Raw genomic sequence first — 26,408 nt, 5'->3', positions numbered from 1 at the left:
TCATGGGCTAAGTTTTAGGTGGTGAACACGCTGTACAACAAAGTAGGTTACAATGCGGTGAACATCGCGTATAATGACATTCAGTAAAGTATGCTAACTCATTGATTTATATATATTTGTTAGTGCCAATTCGACGCCTGTGAAGGCGACACCTGAAGGAAGCTCTATGAGCGAAAAGTTACAAAAAGTGCTGGCGCGCGCCGGCCACGGCTCTCGCCGTGAAATCGAATCCATTATTGAAGCGGGACGTGTCAGCGTTGACGGTAAAATCGCCACGCTTGGCGATCGCGTTGAAGTTACCCCCGGTTTGAAGATCCGTATCGACGGCCATCTGATTTCGGTGAAAGAGTCGGCGGAACAAATTTGCCGCGTTCTGGCCTATTATAAACCAGAAGGTGAACTGTGTACCCGCAATGATCCGGAAGGGCGCCCAACCGTTTTTGATCGCTTACCGAAACTGCGCGGCGCACGGTGGATTGCGGTGGGACGTCTGGATGTAAATACCTGTGGACTACTGTTGTTTACCACCGACGGTGAACTGGCGAATCGCCTGATGCATCCCAGCCGTGAAGTTGAGCGTGAATATGCCGTGCGTGTATTCGGTCAGGTGGATGAATCGAAGCTGCGTGATTTAAGCCGTGGCGTACAACTGGAAGATGGTCCAGCGGCATTTAAAACCATTAAATTCAGCGGCGGCGAAGGCATTAACCAGTGGTATAACGTTACGCTGACGGAAGGGCGCAATCGCGAAGTTCGCCGTCTGTGGGAAGCGGTGGGCGTTCAGGTCAGCCGTCTGATCCGCGTGCGTTACGGCGATATCCTGCTGCCGAAAGGCCTGCCGCGCGGCGGCTGGGCAGAGCTTGATCTCGCGCAAACGAACTATCTGCGTGATCTGGTAGAGCTGCCGCCGGAAACCTCGTCGAAGGTTGCCGTCGAAAAAGATCGTCGTCGTATGAAAGCGAACCAGATCCGTCGGGCGGTAAAACGCCACAGCCAGATGGCTGGCGGACGCCGCTCCGGTGGACGTAATAACAACGGATAATCTCTACCGCGCGCCTGTAGGCCAGATAAGCGTAGCGCAATCAGATAAGGCTGTTTATGCCGGATGACGGCGCAAACGCCTTATCCGGCCTACATTAATAATCAATTCCCATCTGGGCTTTTACGCCGGCGTCGAAGGCATGTTTAACCGGACGCAGCTCGCTGACGGTATCCGCGAGATCAAGAATATCCCGATGACAGCCACGACCTGTAATAATCACTGTCTGGTGAGAGGGACGCCCGTTTAGTGCGTTTATGACCTTTTCCAGCGGCAAATAGTCATATGCCACCATATAGGTCAGCTCATCCAGTACCACCATATCAAGCTGTGGATCGGCCAGCATTCGTTTCCCATGCTGCCAGACAGCCATACATGCTGCTGTGTCTGCCTCGCGATTCTGCGTCTCCCAGGTAAATCCCGTTGCCATCACCTGAAATTCGACGCCGTGCGGTTCCAGCAGATTACGCTCGCCATTGGGCCAGGTGCCCTTAATAAATTGCACCACGCCCACGTTTTTACCATGCCCCACGGCGCGAGCGGCAGTCCCAAAAGCTGCAGTGGTTTTACCCTTACCATTGCCGGTAAAGACGATAATAATACCGCGCTCTTCCTGTGCCTGGGCGACACGGGCATCAACCCGATCTTTTACCTTTTGCTGGCGCTGCTGATAGCGTTCATCACTCATTGGGCGATTCCTGGTTTACGGCCCGGCTGGGCGTCAAAAGTCATACCGGTCTTACGGCGGCTGTCGTCGCCCATGAGCCACAAGTAAAGCGGCATAATATCGGCAGGCGTTTTCAATTTCTGTGGGTCTTCCGTCGGAAAGGCGCTGGCGCGCATACTGGTGCGCGTGCCGCCTGGGTTAATACAGTTAACGCGCAGGGAACGGTTTTGATATTCGTCCGCCAGGACTTGCATCATGCCTTCAGTGGCAAACTTTGAGACGGCATAGGCGCCCCAGTTGGCACGCCCCTGACGACCAACGCTCGACGACGTAAAAACCAGCGAGCCGGCATCGGACTTCAGTAATAACGGCAACAGCGCTTGGGTGAGCATGAAGGTGGCGTTAACATTTACCTGCATGACATCCTGCCAGATCTGCGGATCTTGTGCGCTCATCGGACAGATTTCACCCAATAACCCGGCATTGTGCAGTACGCCATCCAGACGGGGGAAGTGTACGGCGATGCGGTCGGCCACTTGCCGGCACTCTTCAGCAGTGCAGGTCAGCAGGTCGAGCGTAAGCCATTGTGGTTGAACATGTTGCTCGTCAGCAATATGCTGCGCTACCCGACGCAGTTTCTCATCATTGCGTCCCAGTAGAATCACCGTTGCGCCGTAACGCGCATACGTGATCGCGGCTTCCCGCCCAATGCCGTCGCTGGCGCCAGTGACCAAAATAATGCGGTTTTGCAATAAATCTTGCTTCGGTTGGTAATGCATGGCTACTCCTCAACGGCATGGTGAATCGTCCTGCCAGTTTGTCTTATCTTTGCGTTAACTTTTCGGGTTTATGCCTGAAAGCGCCTCTTTTTGCAATCAGCCTGGAGCGATAACGCCGTAAAATGAACGCCTTGTCATGCTTTTTCTTTCTCAACAGGCATACGGATGAAGAGAGACTGACTTCGATGCCTGTTGTACACTGAGCGTAAGTCGCGTTATTTAATCAAGGTGGGAGTCGTGGAATTGTTGTCTGAATATGGCTTATTTTTGGCAAAAATCGTCACCGTTGTGGTGGCCATTGCGGTCATTGTGCTGCTGATCGTAAACGCTACGCAACGCAAACGTCAGCGCGGCGAGCTGCGCGTGACCAATTTGAGCGAGCAGTATCAGGAGATGAAGGATGACCTCGCCGCGGCGCTGATGGATGGCCATCAGCAAAAGCTGTGGCATAAGGCGCAGAAAAAAAAGCATAAGCAGGAGGCGAAAGCCGCCAAAGCGAAAGCGAAGCAGGGAGATATCGCGACAGCGGATAAACCGCGCGTATGGGTGATAGATTTTAAAGGCAGTATGGATGCTCACGAAGTCAACGCATTGCGTGAAGAGGTCACGGCGGTGCTGGCGGTGGCAAAACCAGGCGATCGGGCGGTCGTGCGTCTGGAAAGTCCCGGCGGCGTCGTTCATGGCTATGGCCTGGCGGCATCGCAATTGCAGCGCCTGCGCGATAAAAATATTCCGCTAACCGTGACGGTGGATAAAGTTGCGGCGAGCGGAGGCTACATGATGGCCTGCGTGGCGGAGAAAATTGTCGCGGCGCCATTCGCTATTGTGGGCTCCATTGGTGTTGTAGCGCAAATCCCGAACTTTAATCGTTTCCTGAAAAGCAAAGACATTGATATTGAACTACATACCGCAGGACAGTACAAACGTACCCTGACATTGTTAGGCGAGAATACGGAAGAAGGGCGGCAGAAGTTTCGTGAAGATCTCAACGAAACGCACCATCTGTTTAAAGATTTTGTTCAGCGGATGCGTCCAACTCTGGACATTGAACAGGTCGCCACGGGCGAACACTGGTACGGTCAGCAGGCGCTGAAGAAAGGGTTGGTTGATGAAATTAATACCAGCGATGAGGTAATTCTCGGTCTGATGGACGGGCGAGAGGTACTGAATGTGCGCTATATGCAGCGTAAAAAACTGATCGAACGTGTTACCGGCAGCGCGGCGGAAAGCGCGGATCGGCTGCTGCTGCGCTGGTGGCAGCGTGGACAAAAGCCATTGATGTAAACTGCCATTGCCATCCGGCCTGGAAAAAGACCTGCCTCGGAGGCCTGATAAGCGCAACGCCATCAGGCATTCAGCGCCGGGTGGCGGTACAAGCGTTTTATTCGGCCTATAAGATGTCGGGTCCCGGGCCTGATAAGCAATGTAGGCCGCCATCCGGCACGGATTAATCAATCAGGTGATACTTCTCAGACAGCACATGAGCGAGGTGTTTAAACATATTAAATACCGCAGTGCTTTTAGGGGTCGGTAGCCCTTGCTCGTCTAAAAAGTAATCGCCGCTGAAAACCAGCACGCCATTTTTCTGCGTCACGCCAGTGGCGACAATACCTGCCATCGTGTCTTCATGTTCCCGAATAATTTTGTTGGCTTCAAGCAACAATGTTTCGCGATCGATAGGTTGCGTCTCTTTATGCATTTTTTACTCCTTAAACAAGGAGATTAGTCTACGCTGAGCACTTCTGATGGGCAAATATTCTCGTAGGAAATTGGTGTATTTGTCATGTCGCGTTCACTGGCAAGATTTGTTTTTGCATGCTAATAAAGTTGCGTATCGAATTTTATCAGGTACAGTGTGACGCTTTCGTCAATCTGGCAACAGAATTGCTTGACATTCGACCAAAATTCCGTCGTGCTATAGCGCGTGTGTGCAAAAAAGCCTGTTAACTCAGTCACCTGAGTATTACATTTCGTACACAAAGCCAGTACAAGGGGTTGATATCCGCAGACGCAGAGACCATATATCGTTGTCTCGTCGCCAGTGGAAGGTGAATCAACGTGCGACGCATTCCTGGAAGAATCAACTTAGGTAAAGGTGAATATGGGTAAAGCTCTTGTCATCGTTGAGTCCCCGGCAAAAGCCAAAACGATCAACAAGTATCTGGGTAATGACTACGTGGTGAAATCCAGCGTGGGTCATATCCGTGATTTGCCGACCAGTGGCTCAGCAGCTAAAAAGAGCGCCGACTCTACCTCCACCAAAACGGCTAAAAAGCCCAAAAAGGATGAACGTGGCGCTCTCGTCAACCGTATGGGGGTTGACCCGTGGCACAACTGGGATGCGCACTATGAAGTGCTGCCTGGTAAAGAGAAGGTCGTCTCTGAACTGAAACAGTTGGCGGAAAAAGCCGACCACATCTATCTCGCAACCGATCTTGACCGCGAAGGGGAAGCCATTGCATGGCACCTGCGGGAAGTCATTGGCGGCGATGATGCGCGCTACAGTCGCGTAGTCTTTAACGAAATAACCAAAAATGCCATTCGCCAGGCGTTTGAACAGCCGGGCGAGCTGAACATTAATAGGGTCAATGCCCAGCAGGCGCGTCGCTTTATGGACCGCGTGGTAGGCTATATGGTCTCGCCGTTGCTGTGGAAAAAGATCGCCCGAGGCCTGTCGGCAGGTCGCGTTCAGTCTGTCGCGGTCCGTCTGGTCGTTGAGCGCGAGCGCGAGATTAAAGCGTTTGTTCCGGAAGAGTTTTGGGAAATTGACGCCAATACGATAACGCCGTCTGGCGAGTCGCTACCGCTACAGGTGACACATCAGAACGACAAGCCATTCCGTCCGGTAAATCGCGAGCAGACGCTTGCCGCCGTCAGCCTGCTGGAAAAAGCGCGCTATAGCGTACTGGAGCGTGAAGACAAACCGACCAGCAGCAAGCCAGGCGCGCCGTTTATCACCTCAACGCTGCAACAGGCGGCCAGCACCCGGCTGGGCTTTGGCGTGAAGAAAACCATGATGATGGCGCAACGTCTGTATGAAGCGGGCTACATCACCTACATGCGTACTGATTCCACAAACCTGAGTCAGGATGCGGTCAACATGGTGCGCGGCTACATCGGCGATAATTTCGGCAAGAAATACCTGCCTGATAACCCGAACCAGTACGCCAGTAAAGAGAATTCACAGGAAGCGCACGAAGCGATCCGTCCTTCCGATGTTTCTGTCATGGCGGAGTCGTTGAAAGACATGGAGGCGGACGCGCAGAAGCTATATCAACTGATCTGGCGCCAGTTTGTCGCCTGTCAGATGACGCCAGCGCAATATGACTCTACTACACTTACCGTTGGTGCGGGCGAGTTCCGCCTGAAAGCGCGTGGGCGTATTTTGCGTTTTGACGGCTGGACGAAAGTGATGCCGGCGTTGCGTAAAGGTGATGAAGATCGCACGCTACCTGCCGTGAATAAAGGCGATGATCTGACGCTACTTGAACTGACGCCTGCGCAGCACTTTACCAAACCGCCAGCCCGTTTTAGCGAGGCTTCGCTGGTTAAAGAGCTTGAAAAACGCGGTATTGGCCGTCCGTCCACCTATGCGTCGATCATCTCGACTATTCAGGACCGCGGCTATGTGCGCGTTGAGAACCGTCGTTTCTATGCGGAAAAAATGGGTGAAATCGTTACCGATCGGCTGGAGGAAAACTTCCGTGAATTGATGAACTACGATTTTACCGCGCAGATGGAAGATAGCCTGGATCAGGTCGCGAATCATCAGGCCGAGTGGAAAGCGGTACTGGATAAATTCTTCAGCGACTTTACTCAGCAGCTCGACAAAGCCGAGAAAGATCCGGAAGAGGGGGGAATGCGCCCAAACCAGATGGTGCTGACCAGCATCGACTGTCCAACTTGCGGCCGTAAAATGGGCATTCGTACTGCCAGTACAGGAGTTTTCCTCGGTTGCTCAGGTTATGCGCTTTCGCCGAAAGAGCGCTGTAAAACGACCATTAACCTGATACCGGAAAATGAAGTTCTGAACGTGCTGGAAGGCGATGATGCCGAAACCAATGCCCTGCGCGCCAAACGTCGCTGTCAGAAGTGCGGTACGGCGATGGACAGCTATCTGATCGATCCGAAGCGTAAATTGCATGTGTGTGGTAATAACCCGACCTGTGACGGATACGAGATTGAAGAGGGCGAGTTCCGCATCAAAGGGTATGACGGCCCGATCGTTGAGTGTGAGAAATGCGGTTCCGAAATGCACCTGAAAATGGGGCGTTTTGGTAAGTACATGGCCTGTACTAACGACGAGTGTAAAAATACTCGTAAGATCTTGCGTAACGGCGAAGTTGCGCCGCCGAAGGAAGATCCTGTCCCGCTACCGGAATTGCCGTGTGAAAAATCGGACGCGTACTTTGTGTTACGCGACGGCGCCGCAGGAATATTTCTGGCCGCCAATACGTTCCCGAAATCACGCGAAACGCGTGCGCCATTAGTCGAGGAGCTTTACCGGTTCCGCGATCGCCTGCCGGAAAAACTGCGTTATCTGGCGGATGCGCCGCAGCAGGATCCGGAAGGAAATAAAACCGTCGTTCGCTTTAGCCGCAAAACAAAACAGCAGTACGTTGCGGCGGAAAAAGAGGGGAAAGCGACGGGATGGTCAGCGTTCTTCGTCGACGGCAAGTGGGTTGAAGGCAAAAAATAACCCTCTGTCGGTCGCCGCAATAGTAAACCGGGCCGCATAAGCGGCCCTTTTTATAGCGCACTTATTATTTTATCGTGCCTGCTATACAGTTCAGATATAAATGATATAGTGGTTATAGTTAATACTTTTTTTATTATTAAATCGTATTAGCAGCTCGACAAAGTCTGCGAATAAACGATGGTCTGATGGCGCTAATCTGGATGATGTATTATGAAATTGCAGCAGCTTCGCTACATTGTTGAAGTGGTTAATCATAACCTTAACGTCTCTTCTACCGCTGAGGGGCTGTATACCTCCCAGCCGGGGATCAGCAAGCAGGTTCGGATGCTGGAAGATGAGCTTGGCATCCAGATTTTCGCCCGTAGCGGTAAACATCTGACGCAGGTGACGCCCGCAGGTCAGGAGATTATCCGTATTGCGCGTGAGGTGCTTTCCAAAGTCGATGCTATTAAGTCGGTCGCAGGCGAGCACACCTGGCCGGATAAAGGCTCGCTCTATATTGCGACTACCCATACTCAGGCGCGTTACGCATTGCCAGGAGTGATTAAAGGCTTTATCGAGCGCTACCCGCGCGTTTCGCTGCATATGCACCAGGGGTCGCCAACGCAAATTGCGGAAGCGGTGTCGAAAGGGAATGCCGATTTCGCGATTGCTACGGAAGCGCTGCATTTGTATGACGACCTGGTGATGTTGCCATGCTATCACTGGAACCGTTCGATAGTGGTGACGCCGGAGCATCCGCTGGCGGCAAAGTCTTCCGTAACGATTGAAGAGCTGGCGCAGTATCCGCTGGTGACGTATACCTTTGGCTTTACCGGACGTTCCGAACTGGATACTGCGTTTAACCACGCAGGATTAACGCCGCGGATCGTCTTTACCGCAACCGATGCTGATGTGATTAAAACGTATGTCAGGCTGGGGCTGGGCGTTGGCGTCATTGCCAGCATGGCGGTAGATCCGCTTTCCGATCCCGATTTGGTGCGGGTTGACACGCATGACATTTTTAGCCACAGCACCACGAAAATCGGTTTTCGCCGTAGTACTTTTTTACGCAGCTATATGTATGATTTTATTCAGCGTTTTGCACCACATCTGACGCGTGACGTGGTAGATACGGCTGTGGCGTTGCGTTCTAACGAAGAAATCGAAGCGATGTTTCAGGATATAAAGTTGCCTGAAAAGTAATAGCACCGTCAGTTTGCGTCGCAATTGCACGCCAGGCAAAAAGCGACTTTTGAAAATATCCCCCGAAGTAATGCGGGTAATTAACAGCAAAATAGTGTTGAATTACCCGCCCCGCAAATTTCTTTTTCCAAATAGTTATCTTGAGTCAAAAGATTGATTTATTCGCTGGAAACGATTCGTAAATTGACTGGATTTTTGACTAAAGTTTATTTAGGATTTGTCTCATCTGATGATTAATTGCGCCGATTGTTTGGTGTTGAAATGATAAGTGATACCGATAGCATGAGGTCAGTGATGCCTTCTGAAAACCACGAGCCGCGCCGCGATCCTGAGCTCAAACGTAAAGCATGGTTAGCGGTTTTTGTGGGTTCTGCGTTGTTCTGGGTAGTGGTAGCGCTTGTTATCTGGTACTGGTGGGGCTAAGTGAGTATTACGTTACCACAAGAGCGCGTCGTCGCGTCCCTGATTTAATATTGTGACGATGAACCACAAAAATAATATCCGTCTTTTTATTGGCGTTACTGTTTTTATTAACGCTGACTTTTTACACCGCAGCAGCCGTGTGCTGAGCGCCTCTCAGTATTGATTAAACACAGTTGGTATCGCCTATGTTAACGTCAAATATAAAGTATTGGTCATGGACTGGCGCGTTTGTATTATCGCTACTGTTTTGGGCCGAGTTAATCTGGATTGCCGTCTAATCAGAAGCCCGATAATGCGTTATTTATCGGGCTTTTTCATGTCTTGTCCTTGCCTTAAAGTTTTCTCCTCTTTTAGCAATTTGGGTTGTTATCAAAACGTTACATTTTGTTTGTGTTATCTTTAATACAACCCTGTGGAGAATCAGGGTAACGCAACCCTGTCATTTAAGGAGGAGCTATGTCGTCAACTCTACGAGAAGCCAGTAAGGATACATTGCAGGTCAAAGATAAAACGTATCATTACTACAGTCTGCCGCTGGCCGCCAAATCCTTGGGCGATATCGCCCGTTTGCCCAAATCTCTTAAAGTGTTACTGGAAAACCTGTTGCGCTGGGAGGATGGAGAGTCGGTGACTGATGAGGATATTCAGGCGCTGGCCGGTTGGCTTAAAAATGCCCAGGCCGATCGTGAAATCGCCTGGCGGCCCGCCCGCGTACTGATGCAGGATTTTACCGGCGTGCCTGCCGTTGTCGACCTGGCAGCGATGCGGGAAGCCGTTAAACGCCTCGGCGGCGATACGGCGAAAGTGAACCCGTTATCGTCGGTCGATCTGGTTATTGACCACTCCGTTACGGTCGATCATTTTGGTGATGACGATGCGTTTGAAGAAAACGTGCGGCTGGAAATGGAACGTAACCATGAGCGTTATATGTTCCTGAAATGGGGACAGCAGGCATTCAGCCGTTTTAGCGTCGTACCGCCTGGAACTGGCATTTGCCATCAGGTTAACCTGGAATACCTGGGTAAAGCCGTCTGGAGCGAATTACAGGACGGGGAGTGGATTGCCTACCCGGACTCGCTGGTGGGAACCGATTCCCATACGACCATGATTAATGGACTGGGTGTATTGGGGTGGGGCGTGGGCGGTATCGAAGCGGAAGCGGCGATGCTTGGTCAGCCCGTATCGATGCTTATCCCGGATGTCGTCGGCTTTAAGTTAACCGGTAAACTCCGGGAGGGGATCACCGCGACTGACCTGGTGCTGACCGTCACGCAAATGCTGCGTAAGCATGGCGTAGTGGGGAAGTTTGTTGAATTTTATGGCGATGGTCTGGATTCGCTACCGCTGGCGGACCGCGCGACCATCGCTAATATGTCGCCGGAATATGGCGCAACCTGTGGTTTCTTCCCAATTGACGCCATCACCCTGGAATATATGCGATTAAGCGGACGTAGCGACGATCTGGTCGAATTGGTTGAAACCTACGCGAAGGCTCAGGGAATGTGGCGTAATCCCGGTGACGAACCGGTATTCACCAGTACGCTGGAACTGGATATGGGCGATGTCGAGGCCAGTCTGGCTGGGCCGAAACGCCCGCAGGATCGCGTGGCATTAGGCGATGTGCCAAAAGCTTTTGCCGCCAGCGCCGAGCTGGAGTTGAATGCCGCGCAAAAAGATCGTCAGCCAGTTGACTATACGATGAACGGGCAGCCATATCAGCTTCCGGATGGCGCTGTCGTCATTGCCGCAATCACCTCCTGTACGAACACCTCGAATCCCAGTGTGCTGATGGCGGCAGGATTACTGGCGAAAAAGGCAGTAACGCTGGGGTTGAAGCGTCAACCGTGGGTTAAGGCTTCCCTGGCGCCAGGTTCAAAAGTAGTGTCTGACTATCTGGCGCAGGCCAAACTCACGCCTTATCTGGATGAACTCGGTTTTAACCTGGTCGGCTATGGCTGTACGACCTGTATCGGTAACTCTGGCCCGTTGCCTGAACCTATCGAGACCGCAATTAAAAAAGGCGATCTGACGGTCGGGGCCGTGCTTTCCGGCAACCGAAATTTTGAAGGGCGTATCCATCCGCTGGTGAAAACGAACTGGCTGGCGTCGCCACCGCTGGTTGTGGCGTATGCGCTGGCCGGAAACATGAATATTAACCTCGCGACAGATCCGCTGGGGTACGATCGTCAAGGCGATCCGGTATACCTGAAGGATATCTGGCCTTCGGCACAAGAAATTGCCCGCGCCGTTGAACTGGTTTCATCGGATATGTTCCGCAAAGAGTATGCGGAAGTGTTTGAGGGCACGGAGGAATGGAAATCGATTCAGGTCGAATCGTCCGATACTTACGGCTGGCAGTCGGATTCAACCTATATTCGCCTGTCGCCTTTCTTTGATGAGATGCAGGCCCAGCCTGCGCCTGTCAACGATATCCACGGTGCGCGTATCCTGGCGATGCTGGGCGATTCGGTGACGACTGACCATATTTCTCCAGCCGGCAGTATCAAGCCGGACAGTCCCGCCGGGCGTTATCTGCAAAACCACGGTGTTGAACGCAAGGATTTTAACTCCTATGGTTCACGGCGCGGCAACCATGAAGTGATGATGCGCGGCACGTTCGCCAATATTCGTATTCGCAACGAAATGCTGCCTGGCGTCGAAGGTGGAATGACGCGGCATTTGCCGGGAACGGAAGTGATGTCGATTTATGACGCCGCGATGCTTTACCAGCAGGAAAAAACGCCGCTGGCGGTGATTGCCGGGAAAGAGTATGGGTCGGGATCGAGCCGTGACTGGGCGGCAAAAGGTCCGCGGCTGTTAGGTATCCGCGTCGTGATCGCCGAGTCGTTCGAACGTATCCACCGCTCAAATCTGATTGGGATGGGGATACTGCCGCTGGAGTTCCCACAGGGCGTAACGCGTAAAACGCTGGGACTGACCGGTGAAGAGGTGATTGATATCGCGGATTTGCAAAACCTGCGTCCTGGCGCGACCATCCCGGTGACGTTAACGAGACCGAACGGCAGCAAAGAAACGGTGTCCTGCCGCTGTCGCATTGATACCGCAACCGAGCTTACTTACTACCAGAATGACGGCATATTGCACTATGTCATAAGAAATATGCTGAACTAAGGCTGTTTGTTTATTGGGCCTGCCGTTAACAGGCAGGCCCGCTTTAATCGCGGGGGGCTACTTGCTTAGCAGGTGGCCCATTTTGGCGGCTTTAGTATCCAGATAATGCTCGTTATTAGGATTACGGCCAACAATGAGCGGAACGCGTTCAACGATATTTATTCCCGCTTCGGTCAGTATTTCGACTTTCTTCGGATTATTGGTTAGCAGGCGAACTTCATCCACGCCCAGTAACTTGAACATATCCGCGCACAGTGTGAAATCACGCTCATCTGCGGCAAAGCCGAGCTGATGATTGGCTTCCACCGTATCGTAACCTTGATCCTGTAACGCATAAGCGCGAATTTTATTAAGCAGGCCGATATTGCGGCCTTCCTGGCGGTGATAAATCAGAATACCGCGTCCTTCTTCCGCAATATGCGTCAGCGCGGCTTCCAGTTGAAAACCACAATCACAGCGCAGACTAAAAAGCGCGTCCCCGGTAAGACATTCGGAGTGAACGCGAGCAAGTACCGGCGTTTTACCTGAAATATCGCCAAAAACCAGCGCGGCATGGTCGTGTCCGGTTGCCAGTTCTTCAAATCCCACCATCAGAAAGTCACCCAATGGGGTTGGCAGTTTGGCTTCTGCCACACGTTTAAGCTGCATGTATGTCTCCAGATTATGCTGACGCCTGCGGTGTCGTCGCCTGTTGGCTTGTATCTCGCTATTTTGCCATAAGGCGGCGGTCATCACCTAATCACTACCACGTAATTGCTCAGGAATGGCACAAATTTGTCATTTTTCCAGTTTGGCGAGAATTTTCAGTTATGATTGTGGTACTTACTTATAAAAGGAGAATCCATGCTTTCAATTGCCAGGCGCACTGCGGCAGGCGCTGCTCTGCTGCTTATCATGCCGCTCGCTGTATGGATATCAGGCTGGCAGTGGCAGCCAGAACATCAGGTCTGGTGGCTGAAAACGTTATTCTGGATAACGGAAACCGTGACCCAACCCTGGGGCGTTATTACGCATGTGATTCTTTGTGGATGGTTCTTATGGTGCCTGCGATTTCGCCTGCGCGTCGCCATTATGTTGTTTGTTATTCTCGGCGGGGCGATTATCGTCGGGCAGGGCGTGAAATCATGGGTAAAAGAACGCGTACAGGAGCCGCGGCCATTTGTGGTCTGGCTTGAAAAAACGCACCATATTCCCGTCGATGAGTTCTACACTTTAAAGCGTACAGAACGCGGACACTTAGTGAAAGAGCAGTTGACCGGGCAACAGAACATCCCGGTTTTCCTGCGTCAGCACTGGCAAAAAGAGACGGGCTTTGCTTTCCCGTCCGGACACACCATGTTTGCAGCGAGCTGGGCGCTTTTGGCCGTTGGTTTGTTATGGCCGCGCAGACGTACTTTCACCATCGTGTTTTTGTTAATCTGGGCGACCGGTGTAATGGGTAGCCGCTTGCTTCTGGGGATGCACTGGCCGCGAGATTTAGTAGTCGCTACGCTTATCTCCTGGTTATTAGTCACCCTGGCTACCTGGCTGGCGCAGCGGATTTGCGGGCCGCTTACGCCGCTTCGTGAAGAAGCGCAAGAAATTGCTGAACGAGAGCAGGAAAGCTGACAACCGTTGATTTTCTGTTCATTGCCCTTAAATCATCTGATGGCGGGCGCTTTTCCATTTCGCGCGAGGCGTGAAAATGGTAATTTAGAAGGCTGGATGCGGTAAGTTGGACTCGATTTATTCGCGCAAACCACATAACGGGAAGTAATGTGAAATATCTACTCATTTTCTTACTGGTATTGGCGATTTTTGTTATTTCAGTGACACTGGGCGCACAGAATGATCAACAGGTGACGTTTAACTACCTGTTGGCGCAAGGGGAGTATCGTATCTCCACGTTGCTTGCTGTGCTGTTCGCCGCCGGTTTTGCGATTGGCTGGCTGATTTGCGGCCTGTTCTGGCTACGGGTTCGCGTTTCCCTTGCACGCGCGGAACGTAAAATTAAACGACTGGAAAACAAGCTCTCACCAGCAATCGACGTTGCGGTCACTGCCGGTTCGTCGGTTGCAAAGGAATAATCATATATGTTGGAGTTGTTATTTCTGTTGTTACCTGTAGCCGCTGCCTATGGGTGGTATATGGGTCGCAGAAGTGCGCAACAAACAAAACAGGATGAGGCTAACCGCCTGTCGCGCGATTATGTCGCAGGGGTTAACTTTCTGCTGAGTAACCAACAAGATAAAGCGGTGGACCTGTTCCTTGATATGCTTAAAGAGGATACTGGCACCGTTGAGGCTCATCTTACCCTCGGCAATTTGTTCCGCTCTCGCGGTGAAGTCGATCGCGCCATTCGTATTCATCAAACCTTGATGGAAAGCGCGTCATTAACCTATGAACAGCGTTTATTGGCCGTTCAGCAACTGGGGCGCGACTATATGGCCGCCGGTTTATATGATCGCGCGGAAGATATGTTTAACCAGCTTACCGACGAAACGGAGTTTCGCGTAGGTGCGTTACAGCAGCTTCTGCAAATCTACCAGCTAACCAGCGACTGGCAGAAGGCGATCGAAGTAGCAGAACGGCTGGTAAAACTGGGCAAAGATAAACAACGTATCGAAATCGCCCACTTCTACTGCGAGTTAGCTTTACAGCAGTTGGGGAACGACGATATGGAGCGCGCGATGGCTCTGTTGAAAAAGGGTGCCGCCGCAGATAAAAATAGCGCCAGAGTGTCTATCATGATGGGGCGTGTCTATATGGCGAAAGGAGATTACGCCAAAGCGGTCGAAAGCCTACAGCGTGTTATCGTCCAGGATAAAGAACTGGTCAGCGAAACGCTGGAAATGTTGCAGACCTGCTATCAACAGCTCGGTAAAAATGCGGAGTGGGTGGAGTTTTTACGCCGCGCCGTTGAGGAGAATACCGGCGCTGGCGCTGAGTTAATGCTTGCCGATATTCTGGAAGCGCGTGAAGGTAGTGATACAGCCCAAATTTATATCACTCGTCAGCTACAGCGACATCCCACAATGCGGGTGTTCCATAAGCTGATGGATTACCATCTCAACGATGCGGAAGAAGGGCGAGCGAAAGAAAGCCTGATGGTACTGCGCGATATGGTTGGCGAGCAGGTGCGCAGTAAGCCGCGGTATCGTTGTCAGAAATGCGGTTTTACCGCCTACACTTTGTACTGGCACTGTCCATCCTGCCGGGCATGGTCGACTATTAAACCTATTCGTGGACTTGATGGGCAATAACATATAAAAAAAGCCCTCGTTTTAGTTACAACATACTTAATAAGTTAACATGAGACATCACATTAACATCGTCGACTAAGGCCTGGCAGGTTGTCAATCGAACCTGTTAATTTCACTGCGTCGCAGGTAGAATGCACGCCGTTTACCCAATTTGCGCCACTTCCGGTGCCCATCATCAAGAAGGTCTGGTCATGACGTTTACTGCTTCATCTTCTTCCCGCGCTATTACTGAATCGCCAGTTGTTGTAGCGCTGGATTACCATGAACGCGAAAAAGCCCTTGCGTTTGTCGACAAAATCGATCCTTGCGATTGTCGTTTAAAAGTGGGCAAAGAAATGTTCACGCTGTTTGGCCCACAGTTTGTTCGGGATCTACAGCAACGTGGGTTTGATGTCTTTCTTGATCTAAAATTTCATGATATTCCTAACACAACGGCCAGGGCCGTTTCCGCTGCGGCAGACCTGGGCGTCTGGATGGTAAACGTTCATGCGTCGGGCGGGGCGAGAATGATGACCGCAGCGCGCGACGCGTTGGCGCCGTTCGGTAAAGATGCGCCGTTGCTCATCGCGGTGACAGTGTTGACCAGTATGGGAACCAGCGATCTGCGCGATCTTGGCGTGACGTTGTCACCAGTGGAACATGCGGAGCGGCTGGCACGCCTGACGCAGCAATGCGGTCTGGATGGCGTGGTCTGTTCTGCTCGGGAGGCTGTCGGATTTAAACAGGTTTTTGGCGCTGAATTTAAGCTGGTGACGCCGGGCATTCGGCCTGCAGGTAGCGAGGCGGACGACCAGCGACGCATTATGACGCCCGAGCAGGCATTATCCGCAGGCGTCGACTACATGGTGATTGGCCGTCCGATTACACAATCGGTAAACCCGGCGCAAACGCTGAAGGAGATCAACGCGTCACTGAAACGGGAGGCATAATGAGCGATTCGAATAGTCGTCTGGTGTATTCAACGGAGACGGGGCGCATTGAAGAGCCTAAAACAGCGCTGGTTCGTCCAAAAGGGGATGGTATCGTGCGCATTCAGCATCAAACCAGTGGCCGCAAAGGTAAAGGCGTGTGTTTAATTACCGGTATTGAGATGGATGACCCGGGATTAATCAAACTGGCGGCTGAATTGAAGAAAAAGTGCGGATGCGGCGGGGCAGTAAAAGACGGAGTGATTGAAATTCAGGGCGATAAACGCGACTTGATAAAATCGCTCCTGGAAGCTAAAGGAATGAAAGTAAAATTAGCTGGCGGTTAATGAAAAGCCACGGGTGTAAATTACCGTGGCATAAAAGTCAATTTTGTCTATTTTTGTAATCCTGACCTGAAAAAATAATCGTATTATTTTGAGCCGCTTAGTATTTAAGTGTCTGGATTATTTTCCGACCTGGTGACCTATAACGCCGCCGACCGCCGCGCCGCCCAGGGTGCCTAATGTGCTGCCGTCAGTTAATACTGCGCCGCCCAACGCCCCCGCACCTGCGCCAATAGCCGTATTGCGATCGCGCTTTGACCAGTTTGAGCAGGCGCTCAGAGACATTGCTACAGTGATTGCCAACACAGCCGCAGCCATTTTTTTGCTCGTCATAAACATAATACTTTCTCCTGAATTAACGATTCACGGAATTAAGCTCACTTTAACTATAGTTAAAATAAAACCAGTTAAGAGATTTTCCGTAAAATCTGATTGCGCAAGGATATATCACGCGTGTGATAGTCACTTACTGTTATTTCGCTAGTATTAATTTTACGACGTTGCGCTAGTTACGACAGGTAAATAGTCTTAATTGGAGTGTCAGAAGAGTCTTAGAGAGAGGATGATTTGCCATAGGGCAAATCATCCGGAAATATTTTAAACGGATGAACTAATAACGTTGACGAGCAGCCCGTTATGTTCTAACTGCATTTGATTGCTGGCGGAGATTCTGGAGTCTGTAATGACGCGATGAAAACGAGAAAGTGGGCCCAGAGGGTAGGGATGCACGCAGCCAAATTTGGAGCTATCAGTGAGGACAATCGCTTCTGAGCCTTTTTCCAAAACAGCGTTAACCACATCAGATCGCATCATGTCGCGTCCGGTAAAACCGGTATCAGCCTGCCAGCCATCAATACCGATAAACGCCTTGCTGAAATGCACTTGCTGAATAAACTGGCGTGTTAAGGGCCCTACCATGCTTTCACTTTTTTTCTGATAAATCCCACCGAGGAGAATGACTTCGCAAGGGGTTTCTTTAAGCAGATGCGCGATATAACTGCTCACGGTGATGATCGTGACATCTTTTTGTTCTGCCAGCGTTCGGGCCAGCAGCGCATTGCTACTACCATTTTCAATAAAAACGGATTCTCCTGGACTGATTAGCGAGGCGGCAAATTCCGCCAGTCGGCGTTTTAGTGTGTAGTTAGTCATCATGCGGGTCTCTACGTCGTCGCTCTCGAGCGAAACGGCGAAACCGTGCGCACGGCGTAAATAGCTCTGTTTTTCCAGAGTATTCAGATCCTGACGAATTGTGACTTCAGATACGCCGGTAATTTTCGCCAGTTCAGCAACGCTCATCTGGCCTTTATCAACCACCATTTGCAAAATTGATTGTTGTCGGGAGTTCATAGTATTAATTTTATACGTTAAAAGGAGTAAACAGACATTCAGAGAACCGGGGAAGGTTAAAGGCTATCCCGGAGCAGATAATAGCTATCAGATTTCCCTGGGCAACCCCAATGTCTGGGGGGGAGAGATACCGTCTTTAGCCTGATCTAACAGCTCCGCTTTCAATATTTCAAGGTTATTGATAGCCGAGTGGTAATTGCCAGCAACCAGGATATCCAGCACGGTATCAATGCGTTCGGCAATACGTTGTGCCTCGATATCAGACATGTTTGTCATCCTTATGTCAGAAAAGGTTTAAATTCATGATGCAGAAATTAATCTGAAAAGAGAAGAGAAAAATAGGGCATGCCAGTTCTGGCGTGAACAAGAAGGGCCGTTCTTTTCGCCGCCAGTCTGTATATGTTGTTCTCTTTCTCTTATCGCCATCATTAACGCATTTTTTTGCCTGATAGCGTTTGTACCAGCGTTCAAAAGAAACGGCAGGCATGGGTTTGGCGAATAAAAATCCTTGTCGTTCATTGATGCCGTTTTTTATCAGGCAGCTTTCCGTTAGCTCGACATCGATCGGACAATACTCAAAGTTCGGTTCGTGCAAAACCTGTTTTAGTGCGGTAAAAAGAGTCTAGTCGGCCAGTTGTCGCGCCGAAAAGTTCACGGCTACCCGCAAATTAATCCCTTTATTGCGCCATTTCGCAATCTGGCGAACCACATCCAGAATAACCCAGCGCCCCAGCGGAACGATTAATTCTGACTCTTCCGCGTATGAGATGAACTCCAGAGGCGGGATTAATCCGCGTTCCGGCGATGCTGGCTTCTGAAACGATTTGCTCGGCAAAAAAGAGCTCCTGCGCCTGCGTTGGTGTGACGGCGGGCGTATAAGGCCAGGTTGAGAGGCTGCCCGCCCATTCACGTTTATTAATTTTACGGCCTGCCAGGCGCATAGAGACAGCCTGTTCTTCTCTCGACAACGTTATCAGCAGACTGGAGGTGATTGCCGTCATTTCTCTGATACGCCCGACTTGTTCTGACGATAACTCTACCGTTTGTTCCGCATCCGTTTCACCTGTTGGGGATAGATACAGCACGTTACAATCATCTGCCAGGTACCAGTAAGGATGAAAGGGATTTAGCACAGTTTGTTCCTGAATATCTTTCATCATGCATACCATCTCATTTAAGCGCCAGGTGCCCGAAAAGAAAGGTTAGCCACGTTATATATAAGGTTAATTATGGCTGAACACATTGTTTTATCTATATATTCATATGTAATCCAGATTCTGGAAAAAGCATAGTCACCAGTTAAAAATAACAAGAAATAGGGCGCCTGAATAAGATTAAACGCAGATCGTGACGGAAGGGAGTAAAAGAAAACGACCTTTGCTGAAAAGGCAAAGGTCGTTGAGAACGCTAAACGTGGTTATGCTGCTGGTCGGGCAATAATGCTACGTGTATCCATGCGCACTTCCGCAATGGTGACATCAATGACATCCGTCACTTTATAAACTGTCTCGCCTTTAATCTGTATCGTGCCATTTTCCTGGCTGCACACCAGTTCATCGCGAACAGCGTGTAAAAACGGGGCCGGGATAAAGGCGACAGCGCCGTTATCGACCAGTCGCACGCGCATACCGCCGCGGCTGACGTCAATAATTTCTGCCGCGAAACGGGTATCCGTTCCTGCCTTATCGTTAAGGAAACGCGCATATAACCAGTCGCCGACATCGCGCTCCGCCATACGGTTCAGGCGGCGGCGTTCCGCCATTTGCTGGGTAATATCTTCCCGCGGACGTGCAATAGTCTCCCCCTTGATGACCGCTTTCAGCAGGCGATGGTTAATCATATCGCCATACTTACGAATGGGAGAGGTCCAGGTGGCGTAAGCCTCAAGACCGAGACCGAAATGCGGCCCCGGCTCGGTGCTGATTTCAGCAAAAGACTGGAAACGACGAATGCGGCTGTCCAGGAAACCGGAGGGCTGCGCATCCAGCTCCCGACGCAGTTTACAGAAGCCTTCCAGCGTCAGCACCTCTTCGGCATCGACATGCAGACCGTGAGTTTTCAGCAGCGCGGCCAGCGCGTCGGCATTAGCGGGATCGAAGCCTGTATGCACATTGTAAATACCAAAACCGAGCTTATCGCGCAGCACGCGCGCGGCGCAAAGGTTGGCGGCGATCATCGACTCTTCTACGATACGGTTAGCGATACGGCGCGGTTCCGCCACGATATCCAATACTTCGCCTTTTTCGCCCAGCACAAAGCGATAATCCGGACGATCTTTAAATACTAACGCATGATGATGACGCCACTCACCGCGGCTCAGACAAATACGGTGCAACAGACGAATCTGCTGGGCAATGCCTTCGTTATCCGGCTGCCAGGTACCACTATTTTCCAGCCAGTCGGAGACATTATCGTATGCCAGCTTGGCCTTCGATTCGATCGTGGCCGCAAAAAAGGCGATATCATCGTCAATGGAGCCATCCGCAGCGATGATCATGCGACAGGTGAGCGTCGGACGTACTTCGTTGGCGCGCAGCGAACACAGATCGTCAGACAGCTCACGCGGCAGCATAGGAATATTGAAGCCCGGCAGGTAGTTGGTGAAGGCGCGAATTTTCGCTGCGTTATCCAGCTTACTGCCCTCGGCAATCCAGGCGGTAGGATCGGCAATAGCAACCGTAAGCTGGAGTCTGCCGTCCGCTAACTCCTCGGCATAAAGCGCGTCATCCATATCCTCAGTGCTGGCGCTATCGATAGTCACGAAATTCAGTGCAGTCAGATCCTGACGCTCTAGTCCTTCGTCAAGCATCTCCGTCGCAACGCCATTTGGCGCTTCTTTTTCCAGGTTGTGACGGGCCAGTGTAACCCACCAGGGAGCAAAGTGATCGTCGGCAAAGGTGATGTACTGCGTTAAATCGGCGTAAAACGAACGGTCGCCTTTAAGCGGATGGCGCCGCATTTCGGCAACCGCCCAGTCACCTTCTTTAAACTCATGCTGAACGCCGCGCGCAGCGCGGCAGGGAATCGTGTCTTTCAGCAACGGATGATCCGGCACGATGGTCAGACGGTCATTTTTACCCTGAATTTTTCCCACAAAACGCGTCAGGAACGGTTCGATCAGTGCTTCCGGCTCGGCAGACTCACGTTCTTTTTCCGTGTGGATGACCGCGACGATACGATCGCCATGCATCACTTTTTTCATCTGCGGCGGGGGAATGAAATAGCTTTTCTGTGCATCAACCTCCAGGAAGCCAAAGCCTTTTTCCGTGGCTTTTACGACCCCTTCAGCGCGCGGCGTCTGGGAATGCAGTTGCTGTTTAAGCTGCGCTAGCAGCGGGTTGTCCTGAAACATATTCGTCTATTTTCGTAGCCAAAAGAGCGGCTGACAGTTTTACGCGATTCTGCCTGATGCAGCAAGCGCTCTTTCAGTCATGGATGGGTTAATCGGTTTCGTCCAACGCGATTTTTAAGCGATTTAACCAGCCGCACATACCTAACAGATTAATGGCCTGCTCTGATGAGACCCCCATATCGAGTATCGGGTAAAAATGCGCGGTGCTAAAACGATTGGACGCTCTGGGGAGCCATTGTATCGCCTGTGTCAGCGCGGCCTCAACTGAAGGTTTCGCTGGATAATGATTCGGCGTCAGATCGTTTATGCTGGATTATTTTGGCGTATGTGGGAAAGGGATGAATGATTGTTAGATGATAACAAATATCAGAACGCTATATAGCGGGATGAGCGGAAAGGGGGCGGCACAGTCGTGTCGCCCGCTAATAAACTCAATGTGCTTACTTCAGTTCCAGCTCATTCATTGCCGCAATGCTGAACCCGCCGTCAACATGGACGACTTCGCCAGAAATACCCGCAGAGAGATCGGAACACAGGAATGCCGCTGAGTTACCCACATCTTCAATAGTAACGGTGCGACGAATTGGCGTAACGGCTTCACAATGCGCCAGCATTTTTCGGAAATCTTTAATGCCGGATGCCGCCAGCGTACGGATTGGGCCCGCGGAGATAGCGTTGACGCGAACGCCTTCCGGTCCCATTGCATTTGCCATATAACGCACGTTGGCTTCCAGAGAGGCTTTCGCCAGACCCATTACGTTGTAGTTCGGGATGGCGCGTTCCGCCCCCAGGTAAGACAAGGTCAACAGCGCAGACCCCGGATTCAGCATGGCGCGGCAGGCTTTCGCCATAGCAACAAAGCTGTAGGAGCTAATATCATGAGCGATTTTAAAGCCTTCGCGGGTAACCGCATTAACATAATCGCCGTCCAGTTGATCGCCAGGCGCGAAACCGATCGAGTGTACGAAACCGTCAAATTTCGGCCAAATGTTACCCAGTTCCGCAAACATAGCGTCAATGCTGGCGTCTTCAGCGACGTCACACGGTAAAACAATGCTGGAACCCAGTTGGGCAGCAAATTCTTCCACGCGGCCTTTCAGTTTGTCGTTCTGGTAGGTGAACGCCAGTTCTGCTCCTTCGCGGTGCATCGCCTGCGCGATACCGTAGGCGATGGACAGTTTACTGGCCACGCCAGTGACCAGAATGCGCTTACCGGAAAGAAAACCCATAGCTTTAATCCTTATAGTCATTGCTTATTTTTTGCTTTTAATATCAAAATCTTAAAAGCAACATTTCAAAAACGTTCGAAATTATCCTGAAATTATATCCCACTCCCGGCCCTGTGTGTCACGCTATTTTTCCACCGCTATCTCCAAAGTGTGTCTGGCAGGCGGTATTCTAAAACAGCACGGTAAGCCACCAGAAGGAAAACTGCGTATATGGTGCAGTATACCAGCTAGTGTAAGGTTCGCCTCATCCAACCAGAGACGCCGGGGTGGACAGTAAGTACTCTACAGCAACGTGCCTTCCAACGAATAAATAACAATAATGACGGAAGCCTGGATAGTCATCTGCATTATTTTCCTTCTGTCATACACGGTCACAGGTTTAAAACCATATAATGATGATGTTATGGATGTGTAACTTTAATAATCGAGCTCTTAATAAAAGTGATCTTTTTAGTTAATGTGTGATTACTTCACTTGCCGATAAGAGCATTAATACTGGATGTGAAATTTTTTGAAAATCAGGTGATTACAGTAGTTACAAATATGGTTGTCATATGCTTTTATGCTCTGATAATTTTTCAGGGGACGATACTTATGCCATTTACATTTCATATTGGGGATCATAATTGTCGTATATCAGAAAGCCATTTAAGAGATATTATTGAGAATAAAAGAGAGCATATTTTTTCAACATATGAGAAATTCATGGATTTTTTCAGGAGTATATTTACTCGGCGAAGCTTAATTTCCGATTATAAGGAAATATACGATCTGCTATGCCCAAAAAAAGAACGCCCAGAGATTAAAGGGCCTTTCCCGTTAAAACAAAATGAGAACTGTACACGATGGCGACCTATTCTCGGATGCGTTAAACTTATCGATGTTTCCAGACCTGAAGTGATGGATAAATACACTGTAGAAGTGCTGGCATACCAAGAAGATATGTCACTATTAAAAATGTATTACGATGGAGTATTGCTTGCCGAGGCGGAGTGTTCTAAGCGTTGCCTCGAATTTTTAAAAGAAACGATGTTTAATTACAATACAGGCGAGATTACGCTTGCCTCTTTGGAAAATGAGAATTTTCCCCTGGACGAAGCAAATGGGAATGGGCGTTATGCCGCTTTTGAGCAACGATTGATAGAGTACCTGTCACCGCCGCCCGGACCGGCAGGTGATAATGGCGCTACTGCTCAGGCTGCTTCCCTGCAAGCGGCAGAGATAGATGTGTTTGATAGCGGGGCTATTGATCAGACTGAATCCCAACAAGTGCCAGAGATAGATAGGTTTATTAACTCGGAACACTTTAAGAAAAATTTTTGCATAGCTGATATTGAAAAAAATAAAATAGGTAGCGGGAGCTATGGGACAGTTTATTTATTAAATGGAGAATTTGTTGTTAAGGTTCCAATTAACGGACAGGGAATGAAAGTTGATTTTACATCTCCAGAACATGGTAATTGTCATCCTGAGCGTGTTAGTAAATATTTGAATCAGGCCAATGACGACAGAAATTTTTCTCGTTCTGCCATCATGAGTATTAATGGCAGCGATGTCACGGTCTTAGTTTCAAAATACATTCATGGTCAGGAGCTCGATATTGAAGATGAAGATAACTATAATATGGCTGAAGAGCTGCTTGAAGAAAGAGGTGTTTATATGCATGATATGAATGTCTTTGGTAATATTCTGGTCAAAGAGGGGAAACTTTACTTTGTGGATGGTGATCAAATAGTGCAGTCAAAACAATCCCGGCATCAGCGGGCGGCTTCTCTTGCGACAAAGAAACTGGAAGAACAAATTATGACCCATCATAAGATAAAATTAAAGCAGGCCGAGACCGAAGGAAATGAGGAAGATATTGAATATTATAAGGCACTTATTACGGACCTTGATGAGTTAATCGGAGTGGAACCACCGGCACCTGAGCCAGCAAGACAACCTGAGCCAGCAAGACAATCTGAGCCAGCAAGACAATCTGAGCCAGCAAGACATTTTAAAATAGCCCCACCTGAGGAGGGGACCCTTGTTGCTAAAGTATTAAAAGATAAATTTAAAAAATAACATTTAGTTCATTTCTTTTCTGCGAATCGCCGAGGGCGCATTCATTACAAATTTACCGTTCAACTATTACGTGTTGCTATTCGATTGAGGGACGTCTGGGTAACCAGAACAGTCTGTAGTAGAGATGCAGCACGCAAGTTGGGATAGCAATGCAGCTCTGCCATGCCAGGCGAAATGCCTCGCTATTGCGCAGTGAAATTGACTCGCCTTGATTTCCCCTCTGCCTGACAAGAAGAATTCGGCCTTTCGGATTGTCTTATACCTTCTCATTAGCGTTGTCTGGCATAGGCTATGATTTTCTTTATAGCAATAGAAGAACATTCTTAAAACAAAAAATTTGCAATTTTTCATAGAGTTAACATATATTGTTTTTTTCGATCATTTTTTATGTATTGATCGTTTTTATTGATTGATTTGCGTTAAAAGCGCATTATCAGGGAGTTAAGATCAGGTGGAGTGATCTCATGCGCTATTTTTTTATTGCTGATCCGATAAGGGGAATTGAGGGGGGGTTACAGGGCATTGACATTAGTACCCGTTTTGCATCGTCGTCCGCTCGTCCGCTGCACCCTGAGTTTGTTATCTCGTCATGGGACAATACACAGAAGCGCCGTTTTCTGCTTGACCTGCTGCAGACAATCGCTGGCAAACGTCGCTGGTTTCTACGCCACGGCCTTTTCTGTACCGTAAATATCGATCGGCATATGGCGCAGCTTGTCCTTCAGGACAAAGACATTCGCGTTTTACTACACGCCATGCTATTTGTGGGGCTGCAGGTCGCTGAACATTTTTCATGTTATGGTAACGCCTCAATCGATCCTTTAATTAGCGCGCTTCATAAGCAACCTAACCCATTATGGCTGGGTGACCTGGGCGTAGGGAACATGACCGCGGCGCCATTAGTTTGCGGGTGTTTTAGCGGCGTAAAACTTGATCGTAGCTTTTTCGCCTCACAAATCGAAAAAATGACGTTTCCGCTGCTCGTCAAACATATCCGGAGTTATTGTGACAAGATTGTTGTGGACGGTCTGGAAAACTCACGCTATTTCCCGGCGTTAAAAGCGGCAGGCGTTTTGGCAATCCAGGGCACGTTGTTCCCTTCTGTTGCGTTAGAAGAGGTTGAAACACTGCTGTTGGACAGCAGCGTGTACACCCTCAGAGAATCGATCTGAGGGTATTGGTTTGGGTTAGCGATCCATTCGCCATGCGTCAGCAGTCAGCGCCTCGCCGAAATGGCCTGCGATTAAACGACGGGTAAGCTCATGTAGCGGAGAGGCTAGCACATCTGCGGTGCTGCCACGTTCAACGACTTCCCCCTGATGCATCACTAATACCTGATCGCTAATATGTTTCATCATGCCGATATGCTGCGTGACATAGATATAGGAGATGCCCTGTTTTTCCTGCAATTCAAGCATCAGATTGATGAGCTGCGAGCGCATGGACATATCAAGCGAAGCCAGCGCTTCGTCCGCGATAATAACCTTAGGACGTAAAATCAGCGCGCGGGCCAGACCCAGACGTTGTTTTTGCCCCGGCGCCAGCATATGCGGGTAGTAGCTAACGTGATCGGGCAATAGTCCTACCATACGCATCGTCTCGACAATCTGTTTGCGCCTCTGTTCCGGCTCCAGATCGGTATTCAGACGCAGTGGGAAGTCAAGGATCTGTGAGATACGTTGACGTGGATTCAGTGAGGTTGAGGGGTCCTGAAAAATCATTCGAATACATTGGCTTCGAAACGAATAGTCGCCGAAATGCAGGGGATGATCGTCAATAAAAAGCTCTCCGCTGGTAGGTTCAATCATGCCGGCCAGCATTTTCGCCAGAGTGGATTTGCCGGAACCGTTTTCGCCAATAATGGCCAGCGTCTGACGCTCACGAAGCGTAAAGCTCAGGGGTTTCACCGCGTCGACGGTCTGGCGACGAAACCATCCAGTCCGGTAGCGAAAGGTTTTACTCAGGTTGCGGACTTCAAGCAGAGTTTGCACCATA

24 protein-coding genes and 2 pseudogenes are annotated in these 26,408 nt (G+C 50.1%); 14 read left to right on the top strand and 12 right to left on the bottom strand.

Translation table 11 applies throughout. The annotated features are described in order from the left end of the window. The first annotated feature begins 166 nt into the window (after window positions 1-166). Complete coding sequence (gene rluB / locus F4V61_RS03070; protein WP_001291229.1) at window positions 167-1,042, top strand: 23S rRNA pseudouridine(2605) synthase RluB; 876 nt, start codon at window positions 167-169, stop codon at window positions 1,040-1,042. A gap of 94 nt (window positions 1,043-1,136) precedes the next feature. Here the strand turns inward: rluB and cobO are convergent, their stop codons facing one another. Continuing rightward, a complete protein-coding gene (gene cobO / locus F4V61_RS03065; RefSeq protein ID WP_001278861.1) occupies window positions 1,137-1,727 on the bottom strand; it encodes a cob(I)yrinic acid a,c-diamide adenosyltransferase in 591 nt (196 codons plus the stop codon). Further along, window positions 1,724-2,485, bottom strand: coding sequence for a YciK family oxidoreductase (locus F4V61_RS03060; protein WP_000559304.1), 762 nt, complete (start codon window positions 2,483-2,485; stop codon window positions 1,724-1,726). Before F4V61_RS03060 ends, cobO begins: the two co-directional genes overlap by 4 nt. Window positions 2,486-2,722: 237 nt before the next feature. On the opposite strand from F4V61_RS03060, the gene sohB reads away from it, so the two are divergent. Next, window positions 2,723-3,769: a protease SohB gene (gene sohB / locus F4V61_RS03055; RefSeq protein WP_000422085.1), complete on the top strand. Its 1,047-nt coding sequence runs from the start codon at window positions 2,723-2,725 to the stop codon at window positions 3,767-3,769. Window positions 3,770-3,932: 163 nt separating this feature from the next. Here the strand turns inward: sohB and F4V61_RS03050 are convergent, their stop codons facing one another. Continuing rightward, window positions 3,933-4,184: a YciN family protein gene (locus tag F4V61_RS03050; protein WP_000548612.1), complete on the bottom strand. Its 252-nt coding sequence runs from the start codon at window positions 4,182-4,184 to the stop codon at window positions 3,933-3,935. A gap of 402 nt (window positions 4,185-4,586) precedes the next feature. Between F4V61_RS03050 and topA the strand changes: the two genes are divergently transcribed. The 5 genes from topA to acnA all read left to right on the top strand — a co-directional run bounded on the left by topA (window position 4,587) and on the right by acnA (window position 11,924). Further along, window positions 4,587-7,184: a type I DNA topoisomerase gene (topA, locus tag F4V61_RS03045; RefSeq protein ID WP_038395914.1), complete on the top strand. Its 2,598-nt coding sequence runs from the start codon at window positions 4,587-4,589 to the stop codon at window positions 7,182-7,184. A 210-nt stretch (window positions 7,185-7,394) separates the two neighbouring features. Then, a complete protein-coding gene (gene cysB, locus F4V61_RS03040; protein WP_000776237.1) occupies window positions 7,395-8,369 on the top strand; it encodes an HTH-type transcriptional regulator CysB in 975 nt (324 codons plus the stop codon). A 282-nt stretch (window positions 8,370-8,651) separates the two neighbouring features. Beyond that, window positions 8,652-8,792: a YmiA family putative membrane protein gene (locus F4V61_RS03035; RefSeq protein WP_216364820.1), complete on the top strand. Its 141-nt coding sequence runs from the start codon at window positions 8,652-8,654 to the stop codon at window positions 8,790-8,792. A gap of 185 nt (window positions 8,793-8,977) precedes the next feature. Continuing rightward, window positions 8,978-9,070, top strand: a complete 93-nt coding sequence (ymiC, locus tag F4V61_RS22270; protein ID WP_226998799.1) for a small membrane protein YmiC — start codon at window positions 8,978-8,980, stop codon at window positions 9,068-9,070. Between the two features lie 178 nt (window positions 9,071-9,248). Beyond that, entirely contained in the window at window positions 9,249-11,924 is a 2,676-nt protein-coding gene (gene acnA, locus F4V61_RS03030) for an aconitate hydratase AcnA (protein WP_080161322.1), read from the top strand. A 57-nt stretch (window positions 11,925-11,981) separates the two neighbouring features. Here the strand turns inward: acnA and ribA are convergent, their stop codons facing one another. Continuing rightward, on the bottom strand, window positions 11,982-12,572 hold the full coding sequence (gene ribA, locus F4V61_RS03025) for a GTP cyclohydrolase II (RefSeq protein ID WP_001176284.1): 591 nt from the start codon (window positions 12,570-12,572) through the stop codon (window positions 11,982-11,984). A 195-nt stretch (window positions 12,573-12,767) separates the two neighbouring features. Here ribA and pgpB point away from each other — a divergent pair, with 195 nt between their 5' ends. The 5 genes from pgpB (at window position 12,768) to yciH (ending at window position 16,421) form a co-directional block, all read left to right on the top strand. Next, window positions 12,768-13,532, top strand: a complete 765-nt coding sequence (gene pgpB, locus F4V61_RS03020; RefSeq protein ID WP_000948648.1) for a phosphatidylglycerophosphatase B — start codon at window positions 12,768-12,770, stop codon at window positions 13,530-13,532. Window positions 13,533-13,681: 149 nt separating this feature from the next. After that, window positions 13,682-13,990, top strand: a complete 309-nt coding sequence (lapA, locus tag F4V61_RS03015) for a lipopolysaccharide assembly protein LapA (RefSeq protein WP_000876279.1) — start codon at window positions 13,682-13,684, stop codon at window positions 13,988-13,990. Between the two features lie 6 nt (window positions 13,991-13,996). Continuing rightward, window positions 13,997-15,166, top strand: coding sequence for a lipopolysaccharide assembly protein LapB (gene lapB, locus F4V61_RS03010; protein ID WP_000891372.1), 1,170 nt, complete (start codon window positions 13,997-13,999; stop codon window positions 15,164-15,166). Between the two features lie 191 nt (window positions 15,167-15,357). Then, entirely contained in the window at window positions 15,358-16,095 is a 738-nt protein-coding gene (pyrF, locus tag F4V61_RS03005; protein ID WP_072160191.1) for an orotidine-5'-phosphate decarboxylase, read from the top strand. Next, a complete protein-coding gene (yciH, locus tag F4V61_RS03000) occupies window positions 16,095-16,421 on the top strand; it encodes a stress response translation initiation inhibitor YciH (protein WP_058345220.1) in 327 nt (108 codons plus the stop codon). Before pyrF ends, yciH begins: the two co-directional genes overlap by 1 nt. Before the next feature lie 117 nt (window positions 16,422-16,538). Here the strand turns inward: yciH and osmB are convergent, their stop codons facing one another. From osmB to fabI, 7 genes and pseudogenes are all read right to left on the bottom strand, one after another. After that, window positions 16,539-16,757: an osmotically-inducible lipoprotein OsmB gene (gene osmB / locus F4V61_RS02995; RefSeq protein ID WP_000481166.1), complete on the bottom strand. Its 219-nt coding sequence runs from the start codon at window positions 16,755-16,757 to the stop codon at window positions 16,539-16,541. 258 nt (window positions 16,758-17,015) lie between these two features. Next, entirely contained in the window at window positions 17,016-17,768 is a 753-nt protein-coding gene (locus F4V61_RS02990; protein ID WP_038395919.1) for a DNA-binding transcriptional regulator YciT, read from the bottom strand. Window positions 17,769-17,855: 87 nt separating this feature from the next. Next, window positions 17,856-18,035 carry a YciZ family protein gene (locus F4V61_RS02985; protein WP_058345221.1) on the bottom strand — a complete coding sequence of 60 codons (180 nt, stop codon included), beginning with the start codon at window positions 18,033-18,035 and terminating at the stop codon, window positions 17,856-17,858. 181 nt (window positions 18,036-18,216) lie between these two features. Then, window positions 18,217-18,573: pseudogene (locus F4V61_RS22265) on the bottom strand (EAL domain-containing protein); the annotation flags it as partial. A 612-nt stretch (window positions 18,574-19,185) separates the two neighbouring features. After that, window positions 19,186-21,120, bottom strand: a complete 1,935-nt coding sequence (locus F4V61_RS02975) for an exoribonuclease II (protein WP_058345223.1) — start codon at window positions 21,118-21,120, stop codon at window positions 19,186-19,188. 88 nt (window positions 21,121-21,208) lie between these two features. Next, window positions 21,209-21,382, bottom strand: a pseudogene (locus F4V61_RS22260) (carboxymuconolactone decarboxylase family protein); the annotation flags it as partial. Between the two features lie 178 nt (window positions 21,383-21,560). Further along, a complete protein-coding gene (fabI, locus tag F4V61_RS02965) occupies window positions 21,561-22,349 on the bottom strand; it encodes an enoyl-ACP reductase FabI (protein WP_000506496.1) in 789 nt (262 codons plus the stop codon). A gap of 594 nt (window positions 22,350-22,943) precedes the next feature. Between fabI and F4V61_RS02955 the strand changes: the two genes are divergently transcribed. Both F4V61_RS02955 and F4V61_RS02950 read left to right on the top strand, forming a co-directional pair. Beyond that, on the top strand, window positions 22,944-24,413 hold the full coding sequence (locus tag F4V61_RS02955) for a Secreted effector kinase SteC (RefSeq protein WP_080161323.1): 1,470 nt from the start codon (window positions 22,944-22,946) through the stop codon (window positions 24,411-24,413). A 464-nt stretch (window positions 24,414-24,877) separates the two neighbouring features. Further along, a complete protein-coding gene (locus F4V61_RS02950; protein WP_080161321.1) occupies window positions 24,878-25,585 on the top strand; it encodes an EAL domain-containing protein in 708 nt (235 codons plus the stop codon). Between the two features lie 15 nt (window positions 25,586-25,600). On the opposite strand, the gene sapF is transcribed toward F4V61_RS02950, so the two are convergent. Beyond that, window positions 25,601-26,407, bottom strand: coding sequence for a peptide ABC transporter ATP-binding protein SapF (gene sapF / locus F4V61_RS02945; protein ID WP_000250887.1), 807 nt, complete (start codon window positions 26,405-26,407; stop codon window positions 25,601-25,603). Window position 26,408: the final 1 nt, after the last annotated feature.

It is taken from the genome of Salmonella enterica subsp. arizonae, from assembly GCF_008692845.1.
Classification (GTDB): domain Bacteria; phylum Pseudomonadota; class Gammaproteobacteria; order Enterobacterales; family Enterobacteriaceae; genus Salmonella; species Salmonella arizonae.
The sequence above is the reverse complement of the archived record's forward strand: the minus strand, read 5'-3'. Positions and strand labels throughout refer to the sequence as shown.